Source organism: Bradyrhizobium sp. 62B (assembly GCF_030272265.2).
Taxonomy (GTDB): domain Bacteria; phylum Pseudomonadota; class Alphaproteobacteria; order Rhizobiales; family Xanthobacteraceae; genus Bradyrhizobium.
The window spans coordinates 5,170,878-5,196,264 of sequence record NZ_CP092841.2 but is presented as its reverse complement, the minus strand read 5'-3'; the positions used below and the strand labels follow the sequence as shown (position 1 = coordinate 5,196,264).

At 62.8% G+C, this 25,387-nt stretch carries 24 protein-coding genes; 10 read left to right on the top strand and 14 right to left on the bottom strand.

The window, feature by feature from the left end:
- Positions 1 to 37: 37 nt before the first annotated feature.
- The 6 genes from ML401_RS24775 to ML401_RS24750 all read right to left on the bottom strand — a co-directional run bounded on the left by ML401_RS24775 (position 38) and on the right by ML401_RS24750 (position 4,425).
- The gene (locus ML401_RS24775) at positions 38 to 298 is read right to left on the bottom strand and encodes a hypothetical protein (RefSeq protein WP_285812734.1); all 261 of its coding nucleotides are present in this window, start codon (positions 296 to 298) and stop codon (positions 38 to 40) included.
- A 515-nt stretch (positions 299 to 813) separates the two neighbouring features.
- Positions 814 to 2,055, bottom strand: coding sequence for an MFS transporter (locus ML401_RS24770; protein WP_285807253.1), 1,242 nt, complete (start codon positions 2,053 to 2,055; stop codon positions 814 to 816).
- Between the two features lie 30 nt (positions 2,056 to 2,085).
- The gene (locus tag ML401_RS24765; RefSeq protein ID WP_285807252.1) at positions 2,086 to 2,322 is read right to left on the bottom strand and encodes a 4-oxalocrotonate tautomerase family protein; all 237 of its coding nucleotides are present in this window, start codon (positions 2,320 to 2,322) and stop codon (positions 2,086 to 2,088) included.
- 15 nt (positions 2,323 to 2,337) lie between these two features.
- The gene (locus ML401_RS24760) at positions 2,338 to 3,048 is read right to left on the bottom strand and encodes an SDR family NAD(P)-dependent oxidoreductase (RefSeq protein ID WP_285807251.1); all 711 of its coding nucleotides are present in this window, start codon (positions 3,046 to 3,048) and stop codon (positions 2,338 to 2,340) included.
- Positions 3,049 to 3,190: 142 nt separating this feature from the next.
- Entirely contained in the window at positions 3,191 to 3,844 is a 654-nt protein-coding gene (locus tag ML401_RS24755) for an isochorismatase family cysteine hydrolase (protein ID WP_285807250.1), read from the bottom strand.
- 53 nt (positions 3,845 to 3,897) lie between these two features.
- Positions 3,898 to 4,425: a hypothetical protein gene (locus ML401_RS24750; protein WP_285807249.1), complete on the bottom strand. Its 528-nt coding sequence runs from the start codon at positions 4,423 to 4,425 to the stop codon at positions 3,898 to 3,900.
- A gap of 370 nt (positions 4,426 to 4,795) precedes the next feature.
- Here ML401_RS24750 and ML401_RS24745 point away from each other — a divergent pair, with 370 nt between their 5' ends.
- From ML401_RS24745 to ML401_RS24730, 4 genes are all read left to right on the top strand, one after another.
- Positions 4,796 to 5,014 (top strand): hypothetical protein, encoded by a 219-nt coding sequence (locus ML401_RS24745; protein ID WP_285807248.1) that lies wholly within the window; start codon positions 4,796 to 4,798, stop codon positions 5,012 to 5,014.
- Positions 5,015 to 5,067: 53 nt separating this feature from the next.
- A complete protein-coding gene (locus ML401_RS24740; RefSeq protein ID WP_285807247.1) occupies positions 5,068 to 5,538 on the top strand; it encodes a (2Fe-2S)-binding protein in 471 nt (156 codons plus the stop codon).
- A gap of 1 nt (position 5,539) precedes the next feature.
- Positions 5,540 to 7,717, top strand: coding sequence for a xanthine dehydrogenase family protein molybdopterin-binding subunit (locus ML401_RS24735; protein WP_285807246.1), 2,178 nt, complete (start codon positions 5,540 to 5,542; stop codon positions 7,715 to 7,717).
- 567 nt (positions 7,718 to 8,284) lie between these two features.
- Positions 8,285 to 11,158, top strand: a complete 2,874-nt coding sequence (locus tag ML401_RS24730) for a winged helix-turn-helix domain-containing protein (RefSeq protein WP_376717382.1) — start codon at positions 8,285 to 8,287, stop codon at positions 11,156 to 11,158.
- 6 nt (positions 11,159 to 11,164) lie between these two features.
- On the opposite strand, the gene ML401_RS24725 is transcribed toward ML401_RS24730, so the two are convergent.
- The 4 genes from ML401_RS24725 to ML401_RS24710 all read right to left on the bottom strand — a co-directional run bounded on the left by ML401_RS24725 (position 11,165) and on the right by ML401_RS24710 (position 14,890).
- The gene (locus tag ML401_RS24725) at positions 11,165 to 11,884 is read right to left on the bottom strand and encodes a hypothetical protein (protein ID WP_285807244.1); all 720 of its coding nucleotides are present in this window, start codon (positions 11,882 to 11,884) and stop codon (positions 11,165 to 11,167) included.
- A gap of 104 nt (positions 11,885 to 11,988) precedes the next feature.
- Positions 11,989 to 13,035 (bottom strand): alpha/beta fold hydrolase, encoded by a 1,047-nt coding sequence (locus tag ML401_RS24720; protein WP_285807243.1) that lies wholly within the window; start codon positions 13,033 to 13,035, stop codon positions 11,989 to 11,991.
- A 62-nt stretch (positions 13,036 to 13,097) separates the two neighbouring features.
- Positions 13,098 to 14,054: an alpha/beta fold hydrolase gene (locus ML401_RS24715; protein WP_285807242.1), complete on the bottom strand. Its 957-nt coding sequence runs from the start codon at positions 14,052 to 14,054 to the stop codon at positions 13,098 to 13,100.
- Positions 14,055 to 14,197: 143 nt separating this feature from the next.
- Positions 14,198 to 14,890: a type 1 glutamine amidotransferase domain-containing protein gene (locus ML401_RS24710; RefSeq protein ID WP_285807241.1), complete on the bottom strand. Its 693-nt coding sequence runs from the start codon at positions 14,888 to 14,890 to the stop codon at positions 14,198 to 14,200.
- A gap of 640 nt (positions 14,891 to 15,530) precedes the next feature.
- Between ML401_RS24710 and ML401_RS24705 the strand changes: the two genes are divergently transcribed.
- The 6 genes from ML401_RS24705 (at position 15,531) to ML401_RS24680 (ending at position 20,413) form a co-directional block, all read left to right on the top strand.
- Entirely contained in the window at positions 15,531 to 16,232 is a 702-nt protein-coding gene (locus tag ML401_RS24705) for a VOC family protein (protein WP_285807240.1), read from the top strand.
- 261 nt (positions 16,233 to 16,493) lie between these two features.
- Positions 16,494 to 17,807, top strand: coding sequence for an epoxide hydrolase family protein (locus ML401_RS24700; protein WP_285807239.1), 1,314 nt, complete (start codon positions 16,494 to 16,496; stop codon positions 17,805 to 17,807).
- Between the two features lie 61 nt (positions 17,808 to 17,868).
- Positions 17,869 to 18,717, top strand: a complete 849-nt coding sequence (locus ML401_RS24695; protein ID WP_285807238.1) for an enoyl-CoA hydratase/isomerase family protein — start codon at positions 17,869 to 17,871, stop codon at positions 18,715 to 18,717.
- A gap of 107 nt (positions 18,718 to 18,824) precedes the next feature.
- Positions 18,825 to 19,247 carry an OsmC family protein gene (locus ML401_RS24690; protein WP_285807237.1) on the top strand — a complete coding sequence of 141 codons (423 nt, stop codon included), beginning with the start codon at positions 18,825 to 18,827 and terminating at the stop codon, positions 19,245 to 19,247.
- Between the two features lie 21 nt (positions 19,248 to 19,268).
- On the top strand, positions 19,269 to 19,736 hold the full coding sequence (locus ML401_RS24685) for a cupin domain-containing protein (RefSeq protein ID WP_285807236.1): 468 nt from the start codon (positions 19,269 to 19,271) through the stop codon (positions 19,734 to 19,736).
- Between the two features lie 416 nt (positions 19,737 to 20,152).
- Positions 20,153 to 20,413, top strand: a complete 261-nt coding sequence (locus ML401_RS24680) for a hypothetical protein (protein WP_285807235.1) — start codon at positions 20,153 to 20,155, stop codon at positions 20,411 to 20,413.
- A gap of 401 nt (positions 20,414 to 20,814) precedes the next feature.
- Here ML401_RS24680 and ML401_RS24675 read toward each other — a convergent pair whose 3' ends face one another.
- From ML401_RS24675 to ML401_RS24660, 4 genes are read right to left on the bottom strand one after another with little or no spacing between them, the layout of a single operon-like run.
- The gene (locus tag ML401_RS24675; protein WP_285807234.1) at positions 20,815 to 22,053 is read right to left on the bottom strand and encodes an ABC transporter substrate-binding protein; all 1,239 of its coding nucleotides are present in this window, start codon (positions 22,051 to 22,053) and stop codon (positions 20,815 to 20,817) included.
- Positions 22,054 to 22,091: 38 nt separating this feature from the next.
- On the bottom strand, positions 22,092 to 23,573 hold the full coding sequence (locus tag ML401_RS24670) for an ATP-binding cassette domain-containing protein (protein ID WP_285807233.1): 1,482 nt from the start codon (positions 23,571 to 23,573) through the stop codon (positions 22,092 to 22,094).
- Positions 23,573 to 24,499, bottom strand: coding sequence for a branched-chain amino acid ABC transporter permease (locus ML401_RS24665; protein ID WP_285807232.1), 927 nt, complete (start codon positions 24,497 to 24,499; stop codon positions 23,573 to 23,575). The genes ML401_RS24670 and ML401_RS24665 overlap by 1 nt, the downstream gene beginning before the upstream one ends.
- A gap of 1 nt (position 24,500) precedes the next feature.
- Positions 24,501 to 25,376 carry a branched-chain amino acid ABC transporter permease gene (locus ML401_RS24660; protein WP_285807231.1) on the bottom strand — a complete coding sequence of 292 codons (876 nt, stop codon included), beginning with the start codon at positions 25,374 to 25,376 and terminating at the stop codon, positions 24,501 to 24,503.
- Positions 25,377 to 25,387 lie beyond the last annotated feature (11 nt).

Sequence of the window (25,387 nt, the reverse complement as noted above, 5' to 3'; positions counted from 1 at the left end):
CGCGGCGTCCAGCGCAGCGGCTTGCCCTCAGTCGTCATCACGCGAGGATGCGAAGCGGCAGCGGAAGCGCCAGCTGCAGGTTGAATGGCCGTGTGCCGTAGGCCTGGATAAAATCCTGCAGCGCCTGCGAGACCTCGGCGTCGCTGTTGGCGATGCGCTCGCTCAACGCGTCCGCGACGTCCGAGGTCGCATCGCGGGACCAGCCCTCGATCGCGTTGAAGCAGACGATCCTTAGCGGATAGGCGTACTGTTCAAGGGCGTGGCGAACTGATCTCGCCCTGAGAGTTTTATGGCTCAACTGGTATTTCGCAGGTTGCGCAGTGGAAGGTGCGACCAAACTTGTTCGTGACGACCTCGAAGCCCTCGGGGACCTTGAGGAAGGCGTTATTGAATTGACTGACCTCGATGAGCTCAGCGTCGCCGGTCTTGCCACAACGGGCGCACCGTAGGTGTTCTATCCAAGTATCCATCGCCTGAGCATTTCACGATGGCGCACGACAATCTGGTCAATTTTGATCACTCCATGAAATCCGATCGGTCCACCCCCCTTTCTGCCCAATTGCCCAGGACCGGCGAGCGCTCCGAAGGACTGTTACCGCAGTCGGGGAGCTGAGGGCGTTAATTTGGGCCCGAAGCACCACACCGGCACCGCTCTTTACGCGGCAGAGGTTCTGCGGGCGGCGTAATCCAAACTTCCTTTCCAGACCGTCAGATCGGCAGTTCGAGTGAAGCTCATTTTGGAGGAAGCAGCCGGGATTCCGGGCTTCCGTTAGATCGGCGAGATCACAGGGTGAACGGCGTCAACTTGACGGGTTACTGTGCTTCGCGTGTGGTGAGCGCGATCGCGAAATCGAGGGCGAGGGCGAGCACCACGGCGGCAGCCCCCAACCCGAACAGCACCAGATAGTCCCCGCCAGTCTTTGCATATATCCAGGAGAAGCCGTAAGCCGCCACTGCCTGGAACAGCGCAAAACTCGTGGTGACGTGGCTCCATGCCCGCTGCCGTTCGGTCGAGTGCGGGATGAGTTCATGGATGCGTCCGAGCACCAGCGGCACGATACCGGGCGTGAAGCCGCCGACCACCACGCTCGAGACGATCAGCGAGATCGGAGCGTTGCTGACGGTCGGGAGCAGAACGGCGGCTGCCTCGATCAGGAACGCTAAGCGAAGCGCCGGACCGAAGCCCGATCGGTCGCCGAGATGGCCGGTGACGAGCGGACCGACGATCGCGCCGAGGCCGTACAGCACCCAATAGCGCGAGCCGGCCGCGACGCCCTGCCCGAGGCCGCGCGCGACGAAATCGACGATGAAAACCATGTGCGGCACCAGAGCCACCGCATTGAGGCCGTATTGGACCAGTAGGGCGCGGACAGCGGGCGAGGCACGATCGTGCTTCGAGTGATGCGAAGGCGCTGCAGCGGACTTAGACTCAGCGGGCCAGTTCCACCAGCTCACGAGCGTCAGCACGGCCGAGAGCACGCCGAGACCATACCAGCTTTTCTGCAAACCCTGCTGGAGCAGCAGCGGCACCAGCGAGCCCGACGCGGCGACGCCGAGCCCGACGCCCGCAAAGATCACGCCGCCGATGATGCCGCGCCTCCCAGGTGAGGTGTGCGGCAGAATGACCGAGGCCGCCAGCACCATGATGATTCCGCCGGTAAGGCCAGACAGGAAGCGCCAGGCGAAGAACCAGGTGAACGAGACCGGTGTTGAGCTGGCAAAGAAGGAGAGCGTGGCGAGCAGCATCATTGCCCTCAGCCCGCGGACTGCGCCGATGCGGGCGGCAACGGCGCGGGCCGCTAACGCGCCGGCGAGATAGCCGGCAAGGTTGGCAGCACCGAGATAGACAACGTCAGGTGCGCTGAACCACTTCGCAGCGATCAGAGCCGGGATCAGCGGCGTATAGGAAAAGCGGGCGAGGCCAAGTCCAACCAGTGAAGCGGACAATCCCGCCACGGCATATCGCCACGTTCGCTTTGTAGTTTGCTGTGATGTCCATCCCGGCCGCGGATGCTGCCGGGTGTCGACGTGTTGCTTCGTATCCGCGTTGGTCATGTCATCCTCCTGCGCACGATGGCCCGCGGACTATCCGATCTGGGCTCCGCGCCGACGCCGGAATTCCTGCACGGGGAGGCCGCCCCAGCCCCAGTTATCAATGTCGATTTCTTCGATCACGACGAAGGTGGAATCGAGCGGCTTGCCGAGCACGTTGAGCAGGAGCTGGCTCGACCCCTCTATCAGTGCGGCCTTCTCATCGGCTGTGATCGACGCCGTACCCGGAGTTGTTCCCTCGCGGGTCACTTGAATGGTGACGATAGGCATCGTGTTTCCCCGTGCTCAGTGACCGGCGCTCTGGCCGCCGTCGACATGCAGGATCTCGCCGGTCACGAAGGAGGCTCCTTCGAGATAGAGCACGGCCTCAACGATATCGGACATCTCGCCCATGTGGCCGACCGGGTGCAGGGCGCTGAGCTGGGCATGCGTTTCGGCCGGGTGCATTGGGGACTTAATGATGCCGGGAGACACGGCGTTCACGCGGATCCCGCGCTTCGCGTATTCGATCGCGAGCGATTTCGTCGCGGCGCTTAAGCCGCCCTTGCTGAGCGAAGCCAGGACCGAGGGAACGTTCGAGTTGGCCTGCTCCACGAGGGTCGTCGTGATCTGCACGACGTGGCCGGAACGCTGCTTCTCCATCTCGGCGATGGCGAGCTGGGTGATGTTGAAGAAGCCCGCCACGTTAGTGCCCATCACCGCCGCATAGTCCTCGGCGGTGTACTGCGTGAACGGCTTTGCGACGAAGATACCGGCATTGTTCACCAGCGTGTCGACGCGGCCAAACCGGGCGACGGCTCCCGCGACCACGCGTTCGGCCGTGCCCCGCTCGGCGATGTCGCCGGCAACGGCGTGAACCTTATCGTCACCCGACGGCTTAATCGTGCGCGCTGTGGCAACAATCCTGTAGTTGCGATCGCGAAAACCCTGGACTAAAGCGGCACCGATGCCCTGCGATGCACCAGTGATGATGGCGACCTTTTGTTCGATACCCATGACGTGCTCCTTTTGTTGGCTTTGAGAACCTGGGCCAGCAGCGGCTGGCTTGTTTATTCAGTTACGCTCCGGCAGCCGGGCTGCGAATACATGTCGTCCGGCAGACGCTGTTACGAGGGGCGAACGGATGTGGATGGGACCTTTATGCCGACGGATCGAGCGCCGGCGCATGCGTGGGGGACAGTGCTTCGACGGTCTCCTTTGTGGTCACAATCGCGCTTGCATAATTCGGCAGGTTGATTTCCAGTGCGGCGCGCATCATCTCGTCCGAGTAGTCGGCGACCGCATCCTTGACGACGGTGACGTCATATCCGAGCTCCGCGGCGAAGCGCACGGTCGCTTCGACGCACGTATGCGCCACCAATCCGATGACGATGAGTTGTTGGATGCCGTGCCTTTTGAGTTGCAGGTCTAAATCAGTGTTGGCAAAGCCGCTGGAGCACCAGTGTTCGTCCGCAACGATGTCGCCCGGGGCTGGAACGAATTCAGCGCGGAACTCGCCGCCCCAGGTGTTGAATTCAAAGCTACGGCGTTTCCATGCAGCTCGCTGGATGGGTGCGATGTACTTCCAGGAGGCATAATCCCCCGCACGGTATCGGTGATGCATGGCATAGAAAACCCTAACCTTGGCATCACGCGCCGCATGCAGGACCTGCTGCATGTGCGGAACGCAATTGTTCGCTTCGGCAACGGCCTTGATCCGCGGCCAGATCTTGCCTCCCTCGGAAATGAAGTCGTTGTAAGGGTCGATAACCAGCAGTCCGGTGACGCTCTTGTCGAACAAAGGGTAAGTCATGGAAGCTCTCCATAGCGGCCGCGCCGTTGCCACGACGCAGCCGCGGTTGGTGTTCAGTTCTTCTTGAGGGCGGCTCGCTCGATGCTGGCTGCAAAAAGAGGCGTTTCGCTTTGATTGTGAGCGATCGAAGCAGGCTGGCGCTGAGAGCGGAACAGGTCGAAGGGAATCCCCTGCTTACCGATGAACGTCATGAATTCGTCCGTCGCATTCGATCGCACCCTGTTGGTGAATTCGCACTTCCCGGGCTCGATTTCCCTGGCGCTCAACTCCCAGGTGACATGGATGGTGGTCCGCCCGGTCGGCGTGAAGACGTCCGAGGTCGAATCGAGGATAAGATGGTCCTTCTCGCCCAGCGTCTCGACATAGTGCTGCACCATCAGGCTTCCGCCGATGATTTCGACATTGATGGACATCCGTCGCCCGTCAGGTGCGGTGGTGAAGCCGGCCGCGATGTGTGCCGGCGAACAGCCTTGATATTCGGTCTCGGAGAGGTTGAAGCACCAGGAGGGAATATCGATCTTCTCGATTGGTGCGTTGATGATGGCCGTGAAGCTGGAATCGACGATCTGGTTGGTGGTCATGTTTCGGTCTCCTGGTTGCTCTGCGCGCTATAGGCTTGTCTTGTTCGAGGGCCTGACGACCCATTCGGCTACCCGCGGTGAGGCTTTCAGGGGTCGTCGTCATGGGCGCCGTCGACTTGTCTCAAACCGACAATGCAGCGGGCGGACGGATTTTGCTCGTTATGGGTTGTTATGGATCGTTAGCCCTTGCGCGGCTGAGGGGTGCCATGCCTCGCAGTTGGCCAGAAAGCCGCCGGAACTGCTCGCAACAGCTAACAGCGTCTAACAACCCATAACGAGCTAATTCCCCGCGGCTGCGCGACGGTCATGACGCAGCAATCAGCCGATTTCGATCTCGGGTCGGCAGAACGCCAACGTGGAGTAGATCGTCATGAACATGCCGGACGCGTCTCGAAATACCGCCATGATCGTGCCTGCTCGGACGATGGATCTTGTGAAGACGCTACGATCCTTGACGACGGCCGCACTGATCGTCGGAAGCACCTATGTGCACTACGTGGCGAGCACCCAAACGCCCAGAACCAAGGAGGTCGAGCCGCAACGCATCAGCAGTCTCGGCAGCGAGTTTGGTCGGCCAGCGGCTGAGTAGCCGCAGTCGATAACTGCATCTCGGAAATACATTCACACAAATGAGAGGACACTATGGCCTTCACGGTCAGCATTAACGGAAGCCGGCATAGCGTCGATGTAGACGGCGATACGCCGCTACTGTGGGTCTTGCGCGACGTGCTCGGCATGACCGGCACGAAATTCGGCTGCGGCGCGGCGCTGTGCGGCGCCTGTACGGTGCATGTCGATGGCGTCGCCACAAGGTCATGCGTCACTTCGATCGATAGCATCGGAGAGTCCACTGTCACGACGATTGAGGCCGTCGGGGCGACGGCGCCTGGCGCAAGCATTCAGAAGGCCTGGCTCGACCACGAGGTCGTCCAATGCGGCTACTGTCAATCAGGTCAGATCATGTCGGCTTCGGCGTTACTTGCCAGCAATCCGCATCCGACCGATACGGACATTGACGAAGCCATGAGTGGAAACATCTGCCGATGCGGGACCTACGTGCGCATCCGTGAGGCGATCAAGCTTGCTGCGCAAGCGAACGCAAAGGGAGAGTGACATGATGTTTGACGGTATTGCATCGCGCTCCAACGACACCAAGCTGTCGCGTCGCAGTTTCCTCTCCAGCAGTGCCGCGGCTGGCGGCGGTCTGATACTGAGTCTGAGCTTGCCATTCGGCCAAACCAAGGCAGCGGCGCTGGAGGACTTCACTCCGAACGCATTCATCCGTATCGCCGGCAATGGTCGGGTCGTCCTGACCATGCCTTATGTCGAAATGGGGCAGGGCACCTACACCTCGATCCCGATGCTGCTCGCTGAGGAGCTCGAGGTGAGCCTGTCCCAAGTGCATCTGGAGCACGCGCCGCCGAATGAAAAGCTCTATGCCAACCCGATGCTGGGCGTGCAGGCCACGGGAAACTCAAATGCCATGCGCGGGGGTTGGCAACCGCTGCGAGTGGCCGGCGCGACAGCGCGGGTCATGCTGGTCGCCGCGGCCGCGCGGCGTTGGGCCGTTGACCCGACTGCCTGCTGCGCGCGCGACGGCGAGGTGATCCATGAGCCGACAGGTCGCCGACTGAAATATGGGGACCTTGCCGCTGATGCGGCGCTACTGCCTGTCCCGGAAAAGGTGACGCTGAAGCGGCCAGAAGACTTTCAGCTGATCGGCACGTCCGCCAAGCGGCTCGACGCGCCTGGTAAGGTCAACGGGACGGCCCGCTACGGCATCGACGCGCGCCCGCCGAACGTGAAGATAGCGACGCTGGCGCAATCACCGGTGTTTGGCGGCCGATTGAAGAGTCTGGACGATAGGGCCGCAAGAGCCGTCCGCGGCGTCCGTCAGATCGTCCGGCTCGATGATGCTGTGGCTGTCGTGGCGGATCATATGTGGGCGGCGAAGAAGGGCCTGAAGGCCCTCGTCATAGATTGGGACGACGGTCCTTACTCGGGGGTGGACACGACGCAGATCGCTCGCGAGCTGGAGCAGGCTACCCTTGGTTCTGGCGCGGTCGCCCAGAACGTCGGTGACGTGGACAAGGCGCTGGCGGGTGCAGTCACCAAGGTGGACGCGATGTACCAGGTTCCGTTCCTGGCGCACGCGACGATGGAGCCCATGAATTGCACCGTGCACCTTCGCAAGGATGAGTGCGAGATCTGGATCGGCAGCCAGGCTGTGGCGCGGGTGCAGGGGATGGCGGCGGAGGCCGCTGGTCTGCCGCCCGAGAAGGTCATTGTCCACAATCATCTGATCGGCGGCGGGTTTGGCCGCCGGCTGGAGGCCGACGGTGCGGTCCGCGCTGTCGAGATCGCCAAGCACGTCGATGGTCCCGTGAAGGTCGTATGGACGCGGGAGGAAGACATCCAGCATGATATGTATCGACCGTATTGGTTTGACCGAATTTCCGCGGGGCTCGACAAGCAGGGCAAGCCCGTGGCCTGGAAGAACCGCTTCGCCGGTCCTTCGGTGATCGCGCGCTGGCTACCTCCGGCCTTCAAGGACGGCCTTGATCCCGACTCCACCGAAGGCGCGATCGATCTCGTGTACGAGCTGCCGAACTTCCACGTAGAGTTCGTGCGCGTGGAACCTCCGGGTATTCCGACGGCGTTCTGGCGCAGCGTCGGGCCGTCGCACAATGTTTTCGTGACCGAAAGCTTCGTCGACGAGCTTGCATCAGCAGCACGGCAGGACCCTGTTGCGTACCGGCGGATGCTACTCGACCGCAATCCGCGCGCCAGGGCCGTGCTCGATCTGGCCGCGGAAAAGTCCAGCTGGGGAGATCCTTTGCCCACAGGCCGGGGCCGAGGCGTTGCCTTGCAATTTGTATTCGGCAGCTACATGGCACAGGTTGTCGAGGTCGAAGTGTCCAAGGACGGCAATGTGCGGGTTGTGCGGGTGGTGTGCGCAATCGATTGCGGCACGGTCGTTAACCCCGACACGGTGCAGGCGCAAGTCCAGAGTGGCATCGTTTTCGGAGCGACGGCAGCGCTTTATGGTGAGATCACGCTGAAGAATGGGCGCGTCGAACAGACCAACTTCGACACTTACCAGATGATGCGCATGAACGAAGTGCCGGCCATCGATGTCCATATCGTCAAGAGCTTCGCGGCTCCAGGCGGGATGGGAGAAACCGGCACGTCGTTGATCGTACCAGCCATTGCCAACGCGATCTTCGCTGCCACTGGCAAGCGCCTGCGCAAGATGCCGGCCGACAGCAACATCCTAAAGCGGTCGGTGTAACCGGACTTCTAGGATTCAAGATCGGAAATTTCTACTCATCCGGGAGGCAAGGTTCCCGCCTGGCGACCGCGGGCCGTGCCTGTCTCCCGGCGGGGCTGAGAACAATTATCTGGTAGTTCACCGGTTTGACGCATCAATTACCCCGGCGCGCCTGCAGTCCCAGTGCTTGCTGGCAGAAGGGCTACGGGGCGAGGCATATTGGCGCACGCCCTTTCGCTCTTGGGGCAGCATGCTGGGAGATTGGCCTCTGACGCGCTTGAAGACCGGTAGAGATTTCACGCGCCCGCCAAAATCAAGGCAAAACCTTCCCTGCTCCGGAAATAGCCGACAGCCGGACAAAAAAGCCCCTGTGTGATGTTTTGGACGGGGCAGACGGTGTGCGAGCTCAAAATGAGCGCCGCGCGTCGCAGAGATTTGATTTTCTCCAGCTTTTCAATTATTTGCGTAGAACGGTAGCATATGGGGAGAGGGCCTCGATCGCTTTTCGATCGATAAGCTTTGTATGCTGCCGGCGTAGAGAATGGGCGCCTCGCATTGGGATGCAGTGGTCGCCAAGATGGGGCAGATGTGAACGAGCTCTCGGCTGCAAATAGCTCCTCCGGCAAGGGCGCCCCACTGAATCTGGATCTCGACGCCGTTTCGTTCGGACCGTTTTCGCTGAGGTCCCGGTTGCTCGAGAGAGATGGCGCGCCGGTCAAGCTCGGCAGCCGCGCGATGGATATTTTGCGCCTGCTCGTCAGCCGTGCCGGCGAAGTGGTGCCGAAGAACGAGATTTTGGCCTACGCTTGGGCGGGCCTGGCGGTCGAGGAGATCAGCCTGCGGGTGCATGTCGCTGAACTGCGCAAGGTTCTCGGCGACGGCAAGGACGGTGCCCGCTTCATCACCAACATTCCGAGTCGCGGTTATTGCTTCGTCGCTCCCGTGCAGCGCCGCGAACCCAACGTTGATCCGGCGCCCGCATCGCGTGCCCTCGAAGCAGCGCCCCCGCCCAGCCTGCCATCTCGGCTAGACCGGATGATCGGGCGCGACGACGTGGTGGCCGAACTGTCCGCCCGTCTGCTCAGCGACCGCTTCGTCACGCTCCGAGGGCCCGGCGGCATCGGCAAGACGACCGTCGCGACCGCGCTCGCCCATGACATGTGGCGAACGTTCGAAGGCCGCGTCCATTTTCTCGAATTCGGTCCGTTGAAAGACGCCGCGCTGGTCTCGAGCACCGTCGCGGCCGCATTGGGACTCGTGGTGCATCACGATGATCCCTCGGACAGCATCATCAATTCCCTGCGGGGACGGCGGCTGCTTCTGATCTTTGACAGTTGTGAGCACGTGATCGACGAGGTCGCGCGCCTCGCGGAAAACATCTACCGCGAGGCGCCCGACATCGCAATTCTCGCCACCAGTCGCGAGTCGCTGCTGGTCGAAGGCGAGCAGATCTTCGAACTCGTTCCGCTGCCGGGACCGCCGCAAGGCGTTAGCCTAAGCGCCGGTGAAGTGCTGGACTATCCTGCCGCGCGGTTGTTCGTCGACCGTGCTGCCGCGGCGGGGCATCGGGCAAATATCACGGATGAGGACGCGGAGGTGCTTGCTGAAGTCTGCGGCAAGCTCGACGGCATCGCGCTGGCGATCGAGCTGGCTGCCGCGCGCCTCGGCGTCCACGGATTGCGCGAGCTGGCCGCGCTGCTGGACAGCCGGCTCAAGCTCGAATGGCGCGGACGGCGTACGGCGCCACCCCGGCAACAGACGCTCGGTGCAACGCTTGACTGGAGCTTCGGCTTGATCGGCGAAAGCGAGCGCATCGTGTTTCAGCGGCTTGCCATTTTCGCAGGCCCTTTCACGCTCAAGGCTGCGATGGTGGTCGCGACCGAGGAGGGCGCGCCGAGCGATCGAGAGGTCGACGCACTGGAGCAGCTCGTCGCCAAGTCGCTGGTGTCGGCGCAGCCGGACGGTGCCTCGCGGCGCTATCGCCTGCTCGATGCCACGCGCGCCTACGCGATGCAGAAGCTGGCCGACGGCGGCGAGGCGGACGTGATTGCGCGCCGTCACGCCTTCTATGTCCAGCGGACGCTCGAAGCCGGCATGGCGGAGCAGGGCCGCGATCAGGGCTCCCGCCTCCAGGAGCGCGCCAGCCTGCTCGCCGATGCCCGCGCGGCGCTGCAATGGAGCTATGCCAACGATGAAGGCGCCTCTTTGCGCGTGCCGCTTGCCGGCAGCTGCGCAAGGTTGTTCATCGAGCTCAATCTGCTGAACGAGGCGCGCATCTGGTCGGGCCGCGCGCTCGCGATGCTTGATGACGCCGAAAAGGGCGGGAAATGGGAGCTCGAACTCCAGTCGACGCTCGGTCATGCCTTCATGTTCACCGAGCGCAACAGCGAGCAGGCCGAGGGGGCGCTCCGGCGCGGGTTGGAGATCGCTGAAGCGATGGACGACCACGCAAACGGGTTCAGACTGCTGTCGCGACTGAACATGTTCTACCGCCGTACGGGAGACTACCGGCATCTGGTGCCGAGCGCACTCCGCGCCGAGCGGATTGCCCGGCTGATCGGCGACAGCGCGGGCATCGCCGGCAGCAAGGCGCTTCTTGGAGTGTCCCATCATCTTGCCGGGAATCAGGCCGAGGCACAGGCCCATCTCGAGGAAGGCGTGCGGGATGATGCCGCGCTGCGCGGAACGCAGCCCGGGCATTTCGCCTATTCACGCACCCCGCAGATTCCGCTCGCGCGGGTGTTGTGGCTCCGCGGCTTTCCCGATCGGGCGCTCGACTGCGTCCGCCCGCTCATCGGCGCGGCGGTGCCGCGCGACGTCGTGATGCATTGCATCGCGCTGTGCTGGTCGGCTTCCGTGTTCGGTTGGGTCGGGGACTGGGCCTCCGTCGAGACGATGACGGGGCGCCTGGCAACGCATGCGAATGTGCACGGGCTCGCGCCCTATGAAGCCGTAGCCTCGGGATTTCGTGCTCAGACCATGATTGCCCGCGGCGACGTGACTGGCGGCGTCGATTTGATGCGGGCTGCGCTTCTGCGCCTGCATGCAGATCGTTACGAGCTCTACGCCTCGGCCTTCGCTGCCGACCTGTCGCAAGGATTGGCGGCCCTTGGCCGCTTGCCAGAAGGGCTTCAGGTCCTGCACGAGACGATCGACCGGGTCGAACAGGGGGGCGGGGGTTTTGACATGCCGGAGCTCCTGCGGCGGCGCGGTGAGCTCGAAGCGGGCACCGGCGCTGTCGATGCTGCGGGAGCGAGCCTCGCCGCGTCGCTCGCACTGGCGGAGCGGCAGGGCGCGTTGTCCTGGCAATTGCGGACGGAAATGTCGCTGGTGCAGTTGGCGCGGCAACGCGGCAGGAAGAATTCGCTTCGCGCTCTCGCTGCAACCCTGGCCCGGTTCTCGGAAGGGTTTGAGACCGCCGATCTCAGAGCGGCGCGGCTCATGCTGGACGAGGCTTCCTGAGAACGCTCAGTCAAATCGCAGTTCCGAGAGGTCGATTGACACCATCAGCTCGTCGCGCATCGGCGCCAAATCCTCGCCGCGCAGATAGGCTCGCCGCCGCGTCGGGATCATGATGCCGTCGATGCTGACGGGATCCGATACGTAATGAGCCGCCGCGAAATTGCCAGCGATCTCGACTCGGTAGTCATGCCGGCGGATCAGCATATCAGGACCGAAATAGAAGTCCTGCTCGTCGCTATGGCTGGCGATAGCCGCCGGATAAGTGGCCCGCAATCCGCGCCAGACTTCAGGGCCTTCGCGCCACGGTTCGATCTCGCGCACCTCGAATCCGTCCATCGCGAGCAGGAAAGGCGCGGTCATGTAGGTCCAGAGCGCGTAGCCGTTGAAATAGGCGCGATGCAGCGGATCCCAGTGCGTCCGCATGTCGTGTCCCGCGAACGCAGCGCGCGGGTTGTTGCGCTCTGCCACGACCCTTTCTCCCGCAGCGACAATGGCGATCCGTTCCGGGCTGAAGTCGGTGCGCTGACCGGGCTTGCCGAATGGCTCAACCGACGCGCGCTCGCGATGCAGCTCGATGCGCATCGTTCGCGGCGCCTGGTCCTGGTCGAGACCCTTCAAGGCCCAGAAATCGCCGCCCGTCACGATCGTGGCGGTGAGAAGACTGTGGGCATTCCATCGATCGAGGCCGCCATGGGCCTCGATCGCATTCGCCAGCAGCGGAATCATCCGACTCTTCCTCTCACATCCGCGGTGTTGCCGATTGGAAATAGCCCGACGCGCACCAGCCCGCCCGTTAAGCGTCGTTAAGTGCCGTTGTCGAAGCGCGGCGCCTAGGCTTCCGCCATGATGTCCAGCACCGCATCGGCAAAGGCCTTCGGCGCCTCCTGCGGCAGATTGTGCCCGATGCCGCCCTTGATGGTCCGGTGCGAATAGCGTCCGGAGAACTTTTTGGCGTAGGCCGACGGCTCCGGATGCGGTGCGCCGTTGGCATCACCCTCCATGGTGATGGTGGGTACGGCGATCACGGGCGCCTGCGCCAGACGCGCCTCGTACGCGTCGTATTGCGCCTCTCCATCGGCGAGGCCGAGCCGCCAGCGGTAATTGTGGACCACGATCGCCACATGATCCGGATTGTCGAAGGCCTGGGCGCTGCGATCGAAGGTGGCATCGTCGAAGTGCCACTGGGGTGACGCGAGTTGCCAGATCAACTTCGAGAAATCGTGGCGATACTTGTCATACCCCTCGCGGCCGCGTTCGGTCGCGAAATAGAACTGGTACCACCATTGCAGCTCGGCCTTGGGAGGCAGGGGCATCTTGCCGGCCTGCTGGCTGCCGATCAGATAGCCGCTCACCGAGACCGTAGCCTTGACCCGCTCCGGCCACAGGGCGGCGATGATGTTAGCCGTGCGCGCACCCCAGTCGAAGCCGGCAATGGTCGCCTTGTCGATTTTGAGCGCATCCATCAGCGCGACGATGTCGGCCGCGATGGCCGACGGCTGTCCGTTCCGCATCGTCGCCTCCGACAGGAAGCGGGTAGTTCCGTAGCCACGCAGATAGGGGATGATCACGCGACGCCCGGCGGCAGCGAGCAGCGGGGCCACATCGACGAAAGCGTAGATGTCGTAGGGCCAGCCGTGCAGCAGGATCACGGGCGGACCGTCGGCGGGGCCCGCCTCGGCATAGCCGATGCTGAGGAGGCCGGCCTCGATCTGCTTCAAGGGCGCAAACGAGGTGTTGGACCCGGTCTTGACAGACGGCCCGGCAGACTTAGCCGGCTTGGCCGCGGCCTTCGCACTCAACGAAAGCTGGGCGGCCGCAAGGGTCATGGCAGCGCCTCCGAAGAAGCGGCGGCGTTCACGATTGATGTTGTCGGACATGTGTTTGGCTCCTGTTGTCGTCGTCTGGTGTGCGGTATTGTGCGGGCGCATCCTGTCAGTATTCAGCGCGTGCGCCCGTCGATCGGAGCAAGGAAGTTACGGACGAGGGAGGCGATCTCGTCCGTCGCCTCGTCGAGTGCGAAATGGCCGGCCTCCAGGAAATGAACCTCGGCGTCGGGCACATCGTCGCGGTAGGCTGCAGCGCCGGCGACGGCGAAGGATGGATCGTATTTGCCCCAGACCACCAGAGTTGGCGGACGCGCTGTGCGCAGCCACTCCTGCCACTTCGGATACGACGCGACGTTGGTGCGGTAATCCAGGAACAGGGTGGTTTGAATCTCGGGCTGCCCAGGACGCGTCAAAAACGCGTATTCATCCGTCCATGTATCAGGGTCGTATCGCTCCGGATGCGGGCTGGTGCCGAGGTGCCGTTGGCGTGTCGCCTCCAAGGAGGTGAAGTTGGCCTTGAGTGCCTCGAGCTCGTGCGTTGGGTCGGCCCAATACTTCCGCCGGGCCGCCCAGAGTGGACCCAGTCCCTGCTCATGCGAAACAGCGTTCTGAACGATGATGCCGCGTACGCGCTCGGGATGCGCGAGTGCCATGCGGAAGCCAACAGGGCCGCCGTAGTCTTGCATCAGCAGAACGTAGCTGGTGAGGCCGAGCTTGTTCGTAAGCTCGCCCATCACGCCCGCGATATTGTCAAATGTATAATTGAAATCCGACGGCGTCGGTGCGCTGCTGTTGCCGAAACCGGGATAGTCCGGCGCGATCAGGTGATACTTGTCCGCGAGCAGGGGCAGCAGCGGCTCCCACATCCGCGACGAGGACGGGAAGCCGTGAAGCAGGATCACGGTGAGGGCGTCCGCGGGTCCGGCCTCACGATAGAAGATCTTGAGGCCTTGGATATCGACGCTGTGATAGGTGATCGAGCGTCGGCTCGACGCTAGAGTTTCCGCCGACGCCTGCATTGTTGTGCAGGCCAGGGCGGCCGAGAGGGCTACCGTGGCTGGGAAGTTCATGTGATCGCTCCTGTTTTAAGCCACTGTCAGATCATCAAATCCGGCGCCTTTACGGGCGGCAGCTGCCGCACGGCAGACGACGTTCGTAAGCTGCACTGAAAGGCGCAATCACGAGCGCCTCTCAGGTCAAAGCGTGCCGGGATTTACGAAGCGTGCGCCAGCGGCTTGCCCTGCAGGCTGGCGAGGAGCGTCTGCGCCGCCGCACCCGACGAATGCGGGTTCTGCCCCGTGATGAGCTGGCCGTCGACGACAACGTGCACGCCCCAGTTCGCGGTCTTCGAAAAGACGGCGCCGAGTTTGAGCATCTCGTCCTCGACAAGGAACGGCACCACCTTGGTGAGGCCTACGGCCTCTTCCTCGCCATTGGTGAAGCCGGTGACTTCCTTGCCCTGAACCAGCGGCTTGCCGTCCGGCGTCTTGACGTGACGCAGCGCTCCGGTCGAATGGCAGACCACGGCAATGGTCTTGCCGGCGGCTAGGAAGGATTCGATCAGCTTGACCGAACCCTTGTCCTCGGCCAGGTCCCACATGGGGCCATGACCGCCAGGATAGAAGACGGTGTCGAAATCCTCCTGCCGTACGCTGTCGAGGCGAACCGTCTCGTTCAGCTGGGCCTGCGCGGCGGCATCCGCCTCAAAGCGCAGAGTGAGGTCGGTGCGGAATCCGGGTTCGGGGTCTAGGGGCGGACGGCCGCCCTTCGGCGAGGCGAGCGTGATTTCCGCACCCGCATCCTTGAAGACGAAATACGGGGCCGCAAGCTCTTCGAGCCAAAAGCCCGTCTTGCGTCCGGTGTTGCCGAGCTGGTCGTGCGAGGTGATGACCATCAAAATTTTCATGACACGTTTCCCTTGATTGCAGGTGGAATGACGCGCTCCTCGCCGTGGAGAAGCGTAGAGCCATCTCTCGTTCGAGCACTTGACGTCGTCCGCCGCTCGTGAGTGCAATCTGGACTGAACCGGGTCTGTTAGCTCGTTATGTAGTGTTAGGCGTTGGGAGAGAGTGTTATCCGACGCTCGGGCTTCTCCAGGCGCTACTCGAAGAGGGCGAAGACTCGACCTCCATCAGCATGTGCTCTGCAATCATCCTTCCGTCAGCCGCAGCGAATGCGTGCGTCGAAGCGTCGGCACGACGATGCTACCGAAGTTGTCATGGGCAGGCCGCTGGCCGTGTTAATAGTTATCATGACGTGGCGAGCATGCAGAATAGTGATATCCCCTTCAAGATGCTCGTAAATCAAGGCTTCAGAGTCCCTTGCGGCGCGGAGCCCCGGTCTGCGAGCCCGCTGGGTAGCGCTCTCACCAAAGGAGCGAGCGCGGCGGCAGGTTTGCCTGCGAGCGCTGTGAAGATGGTCTCAACCCGCGATCGGCGACGAGTCATAACATCTCATAACTCCCAATGGTCCCCAGTCTGCGCGAAGTGTGCTCGTGTAAACGGCGGGATCGACCCGAGCCCGCGTCTCACATCAGGGAGTTCGACATGGTCAGTACTGAGATCGACCGCGAAGCCGCCGCCAAGTCTTCGTATAGGCCTCTTCCATCACGCGGCAGTGATATGAAGCTCGAAGTCGTCGTGATCCCCGTGTCCGATGTCGACCGCGCCAAGGCGTTCTACTCCCGCCTCGGCTGGCGACTGGACGCGGATTTTGCCTCCGGCGACAACTGGCGCGTGATCCAGTACACACCCCCAGGCTCCGCCTGCTCGGTGATCTTCGGCACGAAAGTGACGGCCGCAGCACCCGGTTCGGCACGAGGCCTGTACCTTATTGTCCACGATCTGGAGGCGGCACGACGGGAATTGCTCGAGCGTGGCATCGCGGTGAGCGAACCATTCCATGGTGGCGGCGATGTTCACGCCGGGCCGGACGAGCCGTATCTATCGGGCACCGTAAGGGTCAGCGGCGTCGATCCCAAACGCGGCAGCTATAGTTCGTTCGCCTCGTTCAGCGATCCCGATGGCAATGGCTGGTTGTTCCAGGAGGTCACCGCGCGATTGCCCGGGCGCATTGCAGGCGGGGGCACGAATTTCGCTTCGTCGACAGAACTCGCAGCCGCAGTACGGCGCGCGGCCGCGGCACATGGTGAGCACGAGAAACGGACCGGCGGACATGACCAGAATTGGGCCGATTGGTATGCCGACTACATCGTTCGCGAGCAGGCTGGCCAGCCGCTGCCGTCCTGAGTAAACGCTGACGTGCCTCCCGATTTCGGTCGACACGGCAGGCGATGACTTGGCTATCGCGCGCCGTGTCGCATTTTATCGCCTGCATTGTCATCGTTGGCCGCACTCTTCTCATCGCTCAGACACGCAACTGCTAACGCAGCCTAACAACCCATAACGAGCAAATATTCAGATCCTGCGCCAATCTCGGTGCATCACGAACCCGGCACGTTGATTTCGAAGCCGACGGCGCCGACCGACAAAAAACAGAGGAGATCCAAGATGAATACGGAGACACGCACCGACATCCTCAATCCCGACCGCCGCCAACTGCTGAGCCAAGCTGCCATGGCCGCGGTTGCGGCTAGCGTTGCAAGCCTGCTGCCGCTGCATCCGACGAAAGCCGCTGCCGGCGGAGCGATCCGCCCGTTCCGCTTGAACGTTTCCGAGGAGGACCTGCGTGACCTCCGTCGTCGCCTCTCCGCGACGCGCTGGCCCGATCGCGAGATTGTTGCAGACGAGTCACAGGGTGTGCAGCTGACGACGATGCAGCAGCTCGTTCACTACTGGCAGCACGACTATGACTGGCGCAAGGTGGAAGCGCGGCTGAATGCGCTTCCGCAATTCGTCACCGAGATCGATGGCGTAGACATACACTTCATCCATGTCCGCTCCCGGCACGAGAATGCGCTGCCGATGATCGTCACGCATGGCTGGCCTGGCTCGATCATCGAGCAACTGAAGATCATCGGACCGCTGGCCGATCCCACCGCCCACGGCGCGAAGGCGGCAGACGCCTTCGATCTAGTGATCCCCTCGCTGCCAGGCCATGGCTTCTCCGGCAAGCCGACGGAACTGGGCTGGGATCCGCAGCGCATCGCGCGCGCCTGGATCGAGCTGATGACGCGGCTCGGATACCGCCGCTATGTTGCGCAAGGTGGTGATTGGGGCAATGCCGTCACCGAGCAGATGGCAGTAATTGCGCCGCCGGAGCTGCTCGGCATTCACACCAACATGCCGGCTACCGTCCCCGACGATATCGCCAAGGCGCTCCAACCCGGCGGATCGCGTCCGCCCGGCCTCTCGGCGGACGAGCGCACCGCCTTCGACCAGCTTGAAGATTTCTACAAGCACGGCCTCGGCTACGCGATTGAGATGTCTAACCGGCCCCAGACGCTCTATGGCCTCGTGGATTCGCCGGCGGGCCTCGCGTCCTGGATGCTCGACCATGATGCACGCAGCGCTGCGATGATCGCTCGGGTGTTCGACGGGAGGACGGAAGGGCTGTCGCGGGACGACGTGATCGATAACATCACGCTCTACTGGCTCACCAATACCGCGGTGTCGTCCGCGCGGCTGTACTGGGAGAATAAGCTGGTGTTCTTCGAGCCTAAGCACATCAAGATCCCGGTCGCCGTCAGCGTCTTCCCGGACGAGATTTACGCCGCGCCGCGCAGCTGGACCGAAAAGGCCTATCCGAAGCTGATGCACTACAACCGTCTCGACAGGGGCGGCCATTTCGCGGCCTGGGAGCAGCCCGGATTGTTCTGCGCGGAAATGCGCACCGCTTTCCAACCGTTGCGTCAGTCCATCTGAGACCTGCGGGGACGCGCACTTCCGCGCGTTCCCTTATTTCCTACAGATCAGGAATCCAATCATGAACCGCCCCGAACGCACTTTCGCGACTGGCCAAATCCGCTTGGAACGTCGGCTGCCGTCGTATTGGCGTGTCACGTTCGACATGCCCCCGGTCAATATCTTCGGCCCCCAGCAGCTTCCGCTTCTCGACGACGTCGTCACGGCGATCGAGACCGATCCTGAGGTAAAGGTCGTGGTGTTCGACAGCGCCGTCGAAGGCTTCTTCATCACGCATTACGACTTCCTCGCGCCCCTGGAGGATTCACTTAGTATCCCGCCTGGGCCGACTGGCCTGCAGGCACTGCCCGACATGCTCGTGCGTCTCAGCCGCGCGCCGGTCGTTTCGATTGCCTCGATCAGGGGCCGTGCGACCGGCGTCGGCAGCGAACTGGCGCTCGCGAGCGATATGCGCTTTGCCAGCCGGGAAAAGGCGATCCTGTCGCAATGGGAGGTTGGTGCGGGCCTGGTGCCCGGCGGCGGGCCGATGGCGCGGTTGCCGCGCCTGATGGGCCGCGGCCGCGCGCTCGAAGTTTTGCTCAGCGCCGACGACATCCGCGGCGATCTCGCCGAACGTTACGGCTATGTGAACCGGTCGTTGCGGGATGCCGAGCTTGACGGCTTTGTCGAGGCGCTGGCCATGCGCATCGCTTCGTTCGACAAGGAGGCCATCGCGGAAACGAAGCGTCTTGTGGACGTCGCAAGCCTGCCGCCGGATGACGAAATCAAACCGGAGTGGGACGCGTTCCTGGCCGCGCTCGGCCGTCCCGCAAGCCAAACCCGCATCAAGGCGCTGATGGCGCGCGGCTTCCACCGCGCCGGCGACGTCGAGAACCGGCTGGGCTTCCACGTCGGACAGATCGGTGGCTGACAGTATCGCCGCGGCGCAACCGGTTGGAAGGGGGACAGGCGGTCGTGCCGATGTCGCTGTCCCTCGGTACCGTGCGCCGGTGCTGAAATCAAACATGGAGAACTCAGATGATCCGCAAGGCAACAGCAGTCTGGAAGGGCACTGGCCGAGATGGCGCCGGTCAATTGTCGAGCGGATCCGGAGTGCTCGCCGCAACGCCTTATTCGTTCAAGACCCGCTTCGAGAACGAGAAGGGCACCAATCCCGAGGAATTGATCGCGGCGGCACATGCAGGCTGCTTCACCATGGCGCTCGCGTTTGGCCTTCAGCTCGCGGGCTTCACGCCAGGAGAGCTCTCGACCGAAGCGGCCGTTACGCTCGAGCCCGAAGGCAAAGGCTTCAAGATCGGCAAGTCGGCCCTGACGCTGCGCGCGAAAGTGCCGAACCTCGGCGAGGCCGACTTCGCCCGCATCGCTGGCGAGGCCAAGAAGAATTGTCCAGTCTCGAAGGTGCTGAACGCCGCCATCACGCTCGACGCCAAGCTGACCTAACCGAGCACAGGGAGTATTGCCATGACCCGTCAAGATCTGCCTCGCCAACATCAGCCTGATGAAGAGAGGTTTCGGGCGATCCTTCCCGAGGATATCGCATGGCAGCCGTTCCCCGCGTTTCCACGAGGCGCGAAGCTCGCCGTGATGGTCGGTCACCCCAGTGAACCCGGACCGTACGTGGTCCGGGTGAAGGTCCCCGGTGGCACCAAGCTGATGCCGCACAAGCATCCGGAAGACCGCATTTACACGGTCATGTCAGGTGTATTCTACATCGGGCTTGGCGAGAGTTTCGATGGCGACAAGGTGAAGGCTTATCCGCCTAGCAGCGTCGTGGTGCTGCCCGGCGAGACCTGGCATTTTCATTGGGCCAAGTCGGGCGAATACGTCACGCAGGTTTCCGCTATTGGCCCCTTGGGTTTAGAGTATCACGATCACCATGATGACCCGCGCCAGTATAGAGACGGCGCGGTAGTGTCTCGGACATCTTGACGGCGCGCCGTTTCTCTGGGGAGAAGTCTTAGTTGGTCGCCCCGAAGAGTGGGCGGTACTGGAAAGCCTTGCTGGCCGCGTTCCGAAGCAGGCAACGTATCCGACCACGACTCATTCGGGCGATCGATTCCAAGGCCGACGTCGCGAATTGAGCCGTAATGGAACACGACTCGGAAATGGCTGTAAGTCCACCGGGGCTGGTTCTGAAGAGTGCATCTCGTGGCGCCCCCCGGAGCGCGAGGGCGTCCTCAACTGACCGCTCCGGACAAGCATTCCCTCGGCCGCATGTCGATCATCGCGGGAAGCGTCGAATTGCCAAGCGGGGCCCTCTTGGCGGGACTGGGCGCTCTGCGGTCCGGGGAAAGAGTTCTCATATATCGACATGCAAATCCAACGTCTCCCAACACAGGATGGCTATGCCCGAAGCGATGATCATCGGCTGCCGCCGGACCCGCACCAGCGAGATCGACCCATCGAATTTGGCCCGCCTGATCAATCAAGCAAAGGAAGCCGATGCGGTCGTCATGGATCCCGGCCTCTCGACCAGGCACCTCGCCAATTGCGAGCCCAGCTCGTCGATCGCGACCTCCACAAATCGAAGCCGAGCCCACGCAGTGGCGCTATTCGCAGCACGCATGCTCGATGCATGGGGCGGAATGGAGCATGAAGACCGGTGACGTCGCCGTGTCGCCCGCCGCCTACAAGACCACGGCGATGGGAGACTGGCGAAGTCTTCCCGCAGGCGATCGTCGCGCGCGATCAGCTCGAGCGTGCTGTGCCGGAGCTGTCCGTCCACGAAAACGGCCGCATCTACAGAAGCCGCAGGAAGCGCTCGCCGCCGCGCAGGCGCAGTCCATCGCCAATCCCCGAACGCCGCGCATACCTTTGGACAGCGGGGCAGACGACAAGGAAGACAGCGGAGTCAAGCGGAACGTTGGCCAGCTTGCGCCGCACCCGCCGTGTGATCAAAGACATTGATGTTTAGGCTTGTTACACTATTGCCAGCAGGAAGTGCGGCGCAGCCAAAGCAAAAGGCCCACCGCCCGTGGGCGACGGGCCCTGCTGAGACCGAAAACGGTTACTGCGACAGCTTCACGAAGTTCGGAAACTTCAGCTTGCCTTCCGCGATCTTCTGCGGCCAGACTACGACCTGCTTGCTGTCCTGCCATTGGAAGACCAGACCTGTCACCGTGCCCGGGCCGGACTTGATGCCGTGGGTGAACTCATCGTCCTTGCCATAGAATTGGATCTGGCCGATCGTGCCGTCGAAGTTGGTCTTTTCCATCTCCGCTACCATCTTGTCAGGATCGGTACTGCCAGCACGCTGGATTGCTTCGGCAATGATGTAAACCTCATCGTAGGCGGTGTAGCCGGTATAGGCCGGCGGCGCGCCGTACTTGGCCTTGAAAGCGGCCGCGAACGGCTTTGTCTTCGAGGTCACGGCAACGTCCGGCGTTGCCACTGCCAGCGACGGCACGCCGTCGGCGGCACCATTGGTGTCCTTCCAAAAGGTTGGGCTCAGCGCCTGCGCGCTGATGCCGAACATTGGGATCGGCACCTGCTGGTTCTTCCACTGCACGGTCGGCTGCACGCCGACATGGGAGATGCCCGTGACGATTACGTCCGGCTTCTTCGCTTCCATGTTGTTGAAGATCGGCGTGAAGTCCGTCGTGTCCGGCGAGAATCGGACGTGCTCTACGACCTTAAGCCCGGCCTTCGGCAGGCAGGCCTCGTAGCCGACATCGAGCGGCTTAGTCCAAGCGGCGTCCTCGCTCATGATGGCCACGGTCTTGAGCTTGAGCTGGTCAACTAGGAGCTCTTTTGCGGCGTCGCAGACCAGCTGGGCCTGGGCTGCCGACGTTAGATAGCCGTGAAAGGTGTACTTGTTCTTCTCGTATTCGTTGTGGATCGCCTTGGTGATCTCGTTCGAGGCGGCGCCCGGCGTGATCAGCGGCATCTTCAACCGGGCAGCCCAGGGCTCCAGCGCCAGCACGACCTCGCTGATGTAGCTCGCGATCACGGCCGAGACCTTGTCCTCGCTCGCCGCGCGCTGGAAGGCGCGCACCGAGTCGGCCGACGAGCTTTTGTTGTCGTAAGTCACGATTTCAATCTTGCGGCCCATAACGCCGCCCTTGGCATTTATCTCGTCGGCGGCGATCTGCGCGCCGCCCGGCGTAGCGGCGCCGGCGATCGACTGTACCTCGGCGATGACACCGATTTTGATCGGAGCGTTCGACTGCGCGAAGGCAGGCGAACCAAGGCATAGCGCCAGTGCGGAGGTCAGAACGCTGCAATTGAACATTGTCGACGGTCGCATGGTCGTTTCCCTTTCTGTTCGTTATTGAGACTTGCGAGCTACAGGAAGTCGGCTCCGGCCTCAGCGGCGAAGCGGCTGGGATCGCCTTCCCAGACGATCCGCGCATGTTCGAGCACGTAGACACGGTCGGCGTGCGGAAGCGCGAAGGTCACGTTCTGCTCGCCGAGCAGCACCGTGATTGACGTGGTCCGCCGCATCCGCTCTAGCGCCTTCGACAATTGCTCGAGGATCACGGGGGCAAGGCCGAGCGTCGGCTCGTCGAGGATCAGGATCTGCGGCTGCATCATCAGCGCGCGGCCGATCGCCAGCATCTGCTGTTCGCCACCGGACAGCGTCTGTGCCATCTGGTCCTGACGCTCCTTCAAGATCGGGAACAGCTCGAACAGCCAGGCGAGCTGCGCGGCGCGTTTGTCGTCGGGAAGATGCTGGCCGCCGAGGTCGAGATTTTCGCGCACGCTCATCTCGCCGAATAGCTCACGGGATTCCGGGCACTGCACGAGGCCGCTGCGGGCGATCTTTGCAGGGCTGGTGCCGCGCAGCTTCTCGCCACCACGCACAATTTCGCCGCTATAGGGCAAGAAACCAGAAATGGTGTTGAACAGTGTGGTTTTTCCGGCACCATTGAGGCCGACGACGGAGACGAACTCGCCCTCGTGGACGTGGATCGAGACGTCTTCCAGCGCCTGCGCCTTGCCGTAATGCACGCTGAGATGCTCGATCTGCAGCAGCGGCACCTTGTCCTTGAAGCTGATCTCGGGCCGCGCATGGGTCTCGATAGCGCCGCCGAGATAGACTCGGCGCACCGTTTCATTCTTCATGACGTCATCGGCCTTGCCGGTGACGATCTCCTCCCCGAGATACATCGCGAGCACCCGGTCGACCAGCGCCGCGACGCTCTTGACGTTGTGGTCGACCAGCATCACCGCGCGGCCCTCATCGCGGAAGCTGCGGATCAGTTCCGAGAAGACGTCGACCTCGGCACGCGTGAGTCCCGCGAAGGGCTCGTCGACCAGCACCACTTTCGGATCGCGCGCGATGGCCTTGGCAAGCTCGAGCCGGCGGAGGTCCGCGAAGGGCAGCGTTGGCGGACGCCGGGTCATCACGCTGCCAAGCCCCACCCGATTGGCGATCCATTTGGCGCGCTCGACCAGCGCTTTGTCCGGAAACAGCATGAACAGGCTGTCCGGCAGCAGCGCCACCATGATGTTTTCCAGCACGGTCTGCCGGTTCAGTGGCCGCGAGTGCTGGAACACCATGCCGAAGCCCTTGCGCGCGATCTGGTGCGCGGGCAGACCGGCGACGTTCTGGCCCTCGAACACGACCTCGCCCGCGGTGGGGCGCTCGATCCCCATCACGCTCTTCATGGCCGTTGATTTGCCGGAACCGTTCGGCCCGATCAGGCCGAAGATCTCGCCGGCGTTGACCTCGAAACCCAGATTCTTTACGGCGGTCAGGCCTCCGAAACGTTTGGTCAGACCGCGTACTTTCAGCACGGGTCGGTTTTCAACCATCCGATCCATCACGAGCGCGCCTCCCGCGAGAGGGCCGCTCCGAGGAAGCCGCCGGGGAAGAACAGCACGACGAGCAGGGCGACCCCCGATACGATGAGGGTCGCGAGTTCGCCGGTAGGCCGTAGAAACTCGCCGGCAACAATCAGGAAGATTGCGCCCAGCGCTGCGCCGAGCACCGTGCGCCGGCCGCCGAGCACGGCTGAGACGATGACATTTACGCCGACCGCGACGTCGACGACGGTGCCGACCGAGGCGGTGCCGAAGTAGAACACTAGGAGCGCGCCCGACAACCCCGAGAAGAACGCCGAGACGATGAAGGCGGCGAGCTTGTGCTTGACGATGTTGAAGCCGAGCGCGCCCGCTTGCACCGGATCTTGGCCGCTGGCCTGCAGCACGAGACCGATCGGCGATTGCGACAGACCGTACAGGATCGCGGCCGAGATCGTCATGAAGCCGAGCGCGATCCAGTAGTTGACGCCGGCGTCAATCGAGATGACATCGGGAATGGTGAGGCCGATTTCGCCTCCGGTGAGGTCGGCGAATACCACGATGAAGTTCTGCAGCATCAGCACCGCGACCAGCGTGGTCAGGCCGAAATAGGGCCCGCGCACTCGAAGGGCCGGCAATGCCAGCACGAGACCGGCGATGACCGAAGCCAGTGCGCCGATCACGATGCAGAGATAGACCGACCAGCCGAACTGGTTGTTCAGAATGCCGGCGGTGTAGGCGCCGACGCCGATCAGGAAGGTCGGACCGAAATTGACCTCGCCCGCGAAGCCGAACAGCAGGTCCCAGGCCATCGCGAACACGCCGAAATAGAACGCGACGGTGAGGAGGCCAAGCACGTAGCCGGAGACGTACAATGGCATGGTTGCCGCGATCACGACCAGCGCCAGCGAGATAACGAACAGGCGCGAGGTGAAAAAGCCGGACATCTCAGCGCCTCCCCAGAAGACCCTGAGGCCGGATGTACATGACCAACACGAGGAGCAGCAGCGCCGGAATGGTGCGGTAGGCCGGCGAGACCAGATAGGCCGTCAAGGTCTCGAGAAAACCGACCACGAAGGCGGCGATCAGCGAGCCGGAAACGCTGCCGAGGCCGCCGAGCACGACGATGGAGAACGCGCTCGCCGTCAGCGGACCGACGCTGTAGGAACTGACGCCGAGGAACATGCCGAGCAGCACGCCGGCGATGCCGGCCAGGATGCCGTAGATCGCCCACACCACAATGTAGATATTGGTGAGTTCGAGGCCGAGCAGAGTGACGCCGCGCGGGTTCATCGAGGCCGCTAGGACCGCCTTTCCGGTGCGGGTGCGATTCACCAGCAGCCATAGCAGCGCGATGACGAGGCAGCAGACGATCGCAGTGAAGATTTCGTTCTTTGGGGTGCGGACGCCGAGGATATCGACCACACCCTCGACGATCGGCAGCACCGTCTTGGCGTTGTTGGTGAAGAAATAGGCGATTAGCTCCTGGATCATGATGCCCCAGAGCAGCGTGCCGGTGAGGACGAAGATCTCCTTTTCCTCGTTGGGAATGCGCCGAGAATCCTGGATCGGTTTCACGACCGCGAAGTAGGTGGCAAACGCTGTGATGAGCGCGACGCCGACTCCGATCAGTGCGCCGGCATAAGTACCGACGCCCAAAATGCTGGCGGCGGCCCAGGCAGCGACCGCTGCGGCCACCATGATAGCGCCGTGAGAGAGGTTGAGGACGCCGGAAACGCCGAAGATCAGGGTGAAGCCGGTGGCGCCGAGAGCGTAGAGGGCACTGATGGCGAAGCCATCAATCAGAATCTGGAATGCGCGCATCTGAGATTGGC

Coding starts and splice junctions, on each gene's coding strand:
- ML401_RS24715 (WP_285807242.1), bottom strand. CDS start 14,054: ATGAACTTCCCAGCCACGGTAGCCCTCTCGGCCGCCCTGGCCTGCACA.
- ML401_RS24770 (WP_285807253.1), bottom strand. CDS start 2,055: ATGACCAACGCGGATACGAAGCAACACGTCGACACCCGGCAGCATCCG.
- ML401_RS24705 (WP_285807240.1), top strand. CDS start 15,531: ATGGTCAGTACTGAGATCGACCGCGAAGCCGCCGCCAAGTCTTCGTAT.
- ML401_RS24740 (WP_285807247.1), top strand. CDS start 5,068: ATGGCCTTCACGGTCAGCATTAACGGAAGCCGGCATAGCGTCGATGTA.
- ML401_RS24675 (WP_285807234.1), bottom strand. CDS start 22,053: ATGCGACCGTCGACAATGTTCAATTGCAGCGTTCTGACCTCCGCACTG.
- ML401_RS24680 (WP_285807235.1), top strand. CDS start 20,153: ATGCCCGAAGCGATGATCATCGGCTGCCGCCGGACCCGCACCAGCGAG.
- ML401_RS24660 (WP_285807231.1), bottom strand. CDS start 25,376: ATGCGCGCATTCCAGATTCTGATTGATGGCTTCGCCATCAGTGCCCTC.
- ML401_RS24710 (WP_285807241.1), bottom strand. CDS start 14,890: ATGAAAATTTTGATGGTCATCACCTCGCACGACCAGCTCGGCAACACC.
- ML401_RS24750 (WP_285807249.1), bottom strand. CDS start 4,425: ATGACCACCAACCAGATCGTCGATTCCAGCTTCACGGCCATCATCAAC.
- ML401_RS24760 (WP_285807251.1), bottom strand. CDS start 3,048: ATGGGTATCGAACAAAAGGTCGCCATCATCACTGGTGCATCGCAGGGC.
- ML401_RS24695 (WP_285807238.1), top strand. CDS start 17,869: ATGAACCGCCCCGAACGCACTTTCGCGACTGGCCAAATCCGCTTGGAA.
- ML401_RS24755 (WP_285807250.1), bottom strand. CDS start 3,844: ATGACTTACCCTTTGTTCGACAAGAGCGTCACCGGACTGCTGGTTATC.
- ML401_RS24735 (WP_285807246.1), top strand. CDS start 5,540: ATGATGTTTGACGGTATTGCATCGCGCTCCAACGACACCAAGCTGTCG.
- ML401_RS24690 (WP_285807237.1), top strand. CDS start 18,825: ATGATCCGCAAGGCAACAGCAGTCTGGAAGGGCACTGGCCGAGATGGC.
- ML401_RS24685 (WP_285807236.1), top strand. CDS start 19,269: ATGACCCGTCAAGATCTGCCTCGCCAACATCAGCCTGATGAAGAGAGG.
- ML401_RS24665 (WP_285807232.1), bottom strand. CDS start 24,499: ATGTCCGGCTTTTTCACCTCGCGCCTGTTCGTTATCTCGCTGGCGCTG.
- ML401_RS24720 (WP_285807243.1), bottom strand. CDS start 13,035: ATGTCCGACAACATCAATCGTGAACGCCGCCGCTTCTTCGGAGGCGCT.
- ML401_RS24745 (WP_285807248.1), top strand. CDS start 4,796: ATGAACATGCCGGACGCGTCTCGAAATACCGCCATGATCGTGCCTGCT.
- ML401_RS24700 (WP_285807239.1), top strand. CDS start 16,494: ATGAATACGGAGACACGCACCGACATCCTCAATCCCGACCGCCGCCAA.
- ML401_RS24765 (WP_285807252.1), bottom strand. CDS start 2,322: ATGCCTATCGTCACCATTCAAGTGACCCGCGAGGGAACAACTCCGGGT.
- ML401_RS24670 (WP_285807233.1), bottom strand. CDS start 23,573: ATGGATCGGATGGTTGAAAACCGACCCGTGCTGAAAGTACGCGGTCTG.
- ML401_RS24725 (WP_285807244.1), bottom strand. CDS start 11,884: ATGATTCCGCTGCTGGCGAATGCGATCGAGGCCCATGGCGGCCTCGAT.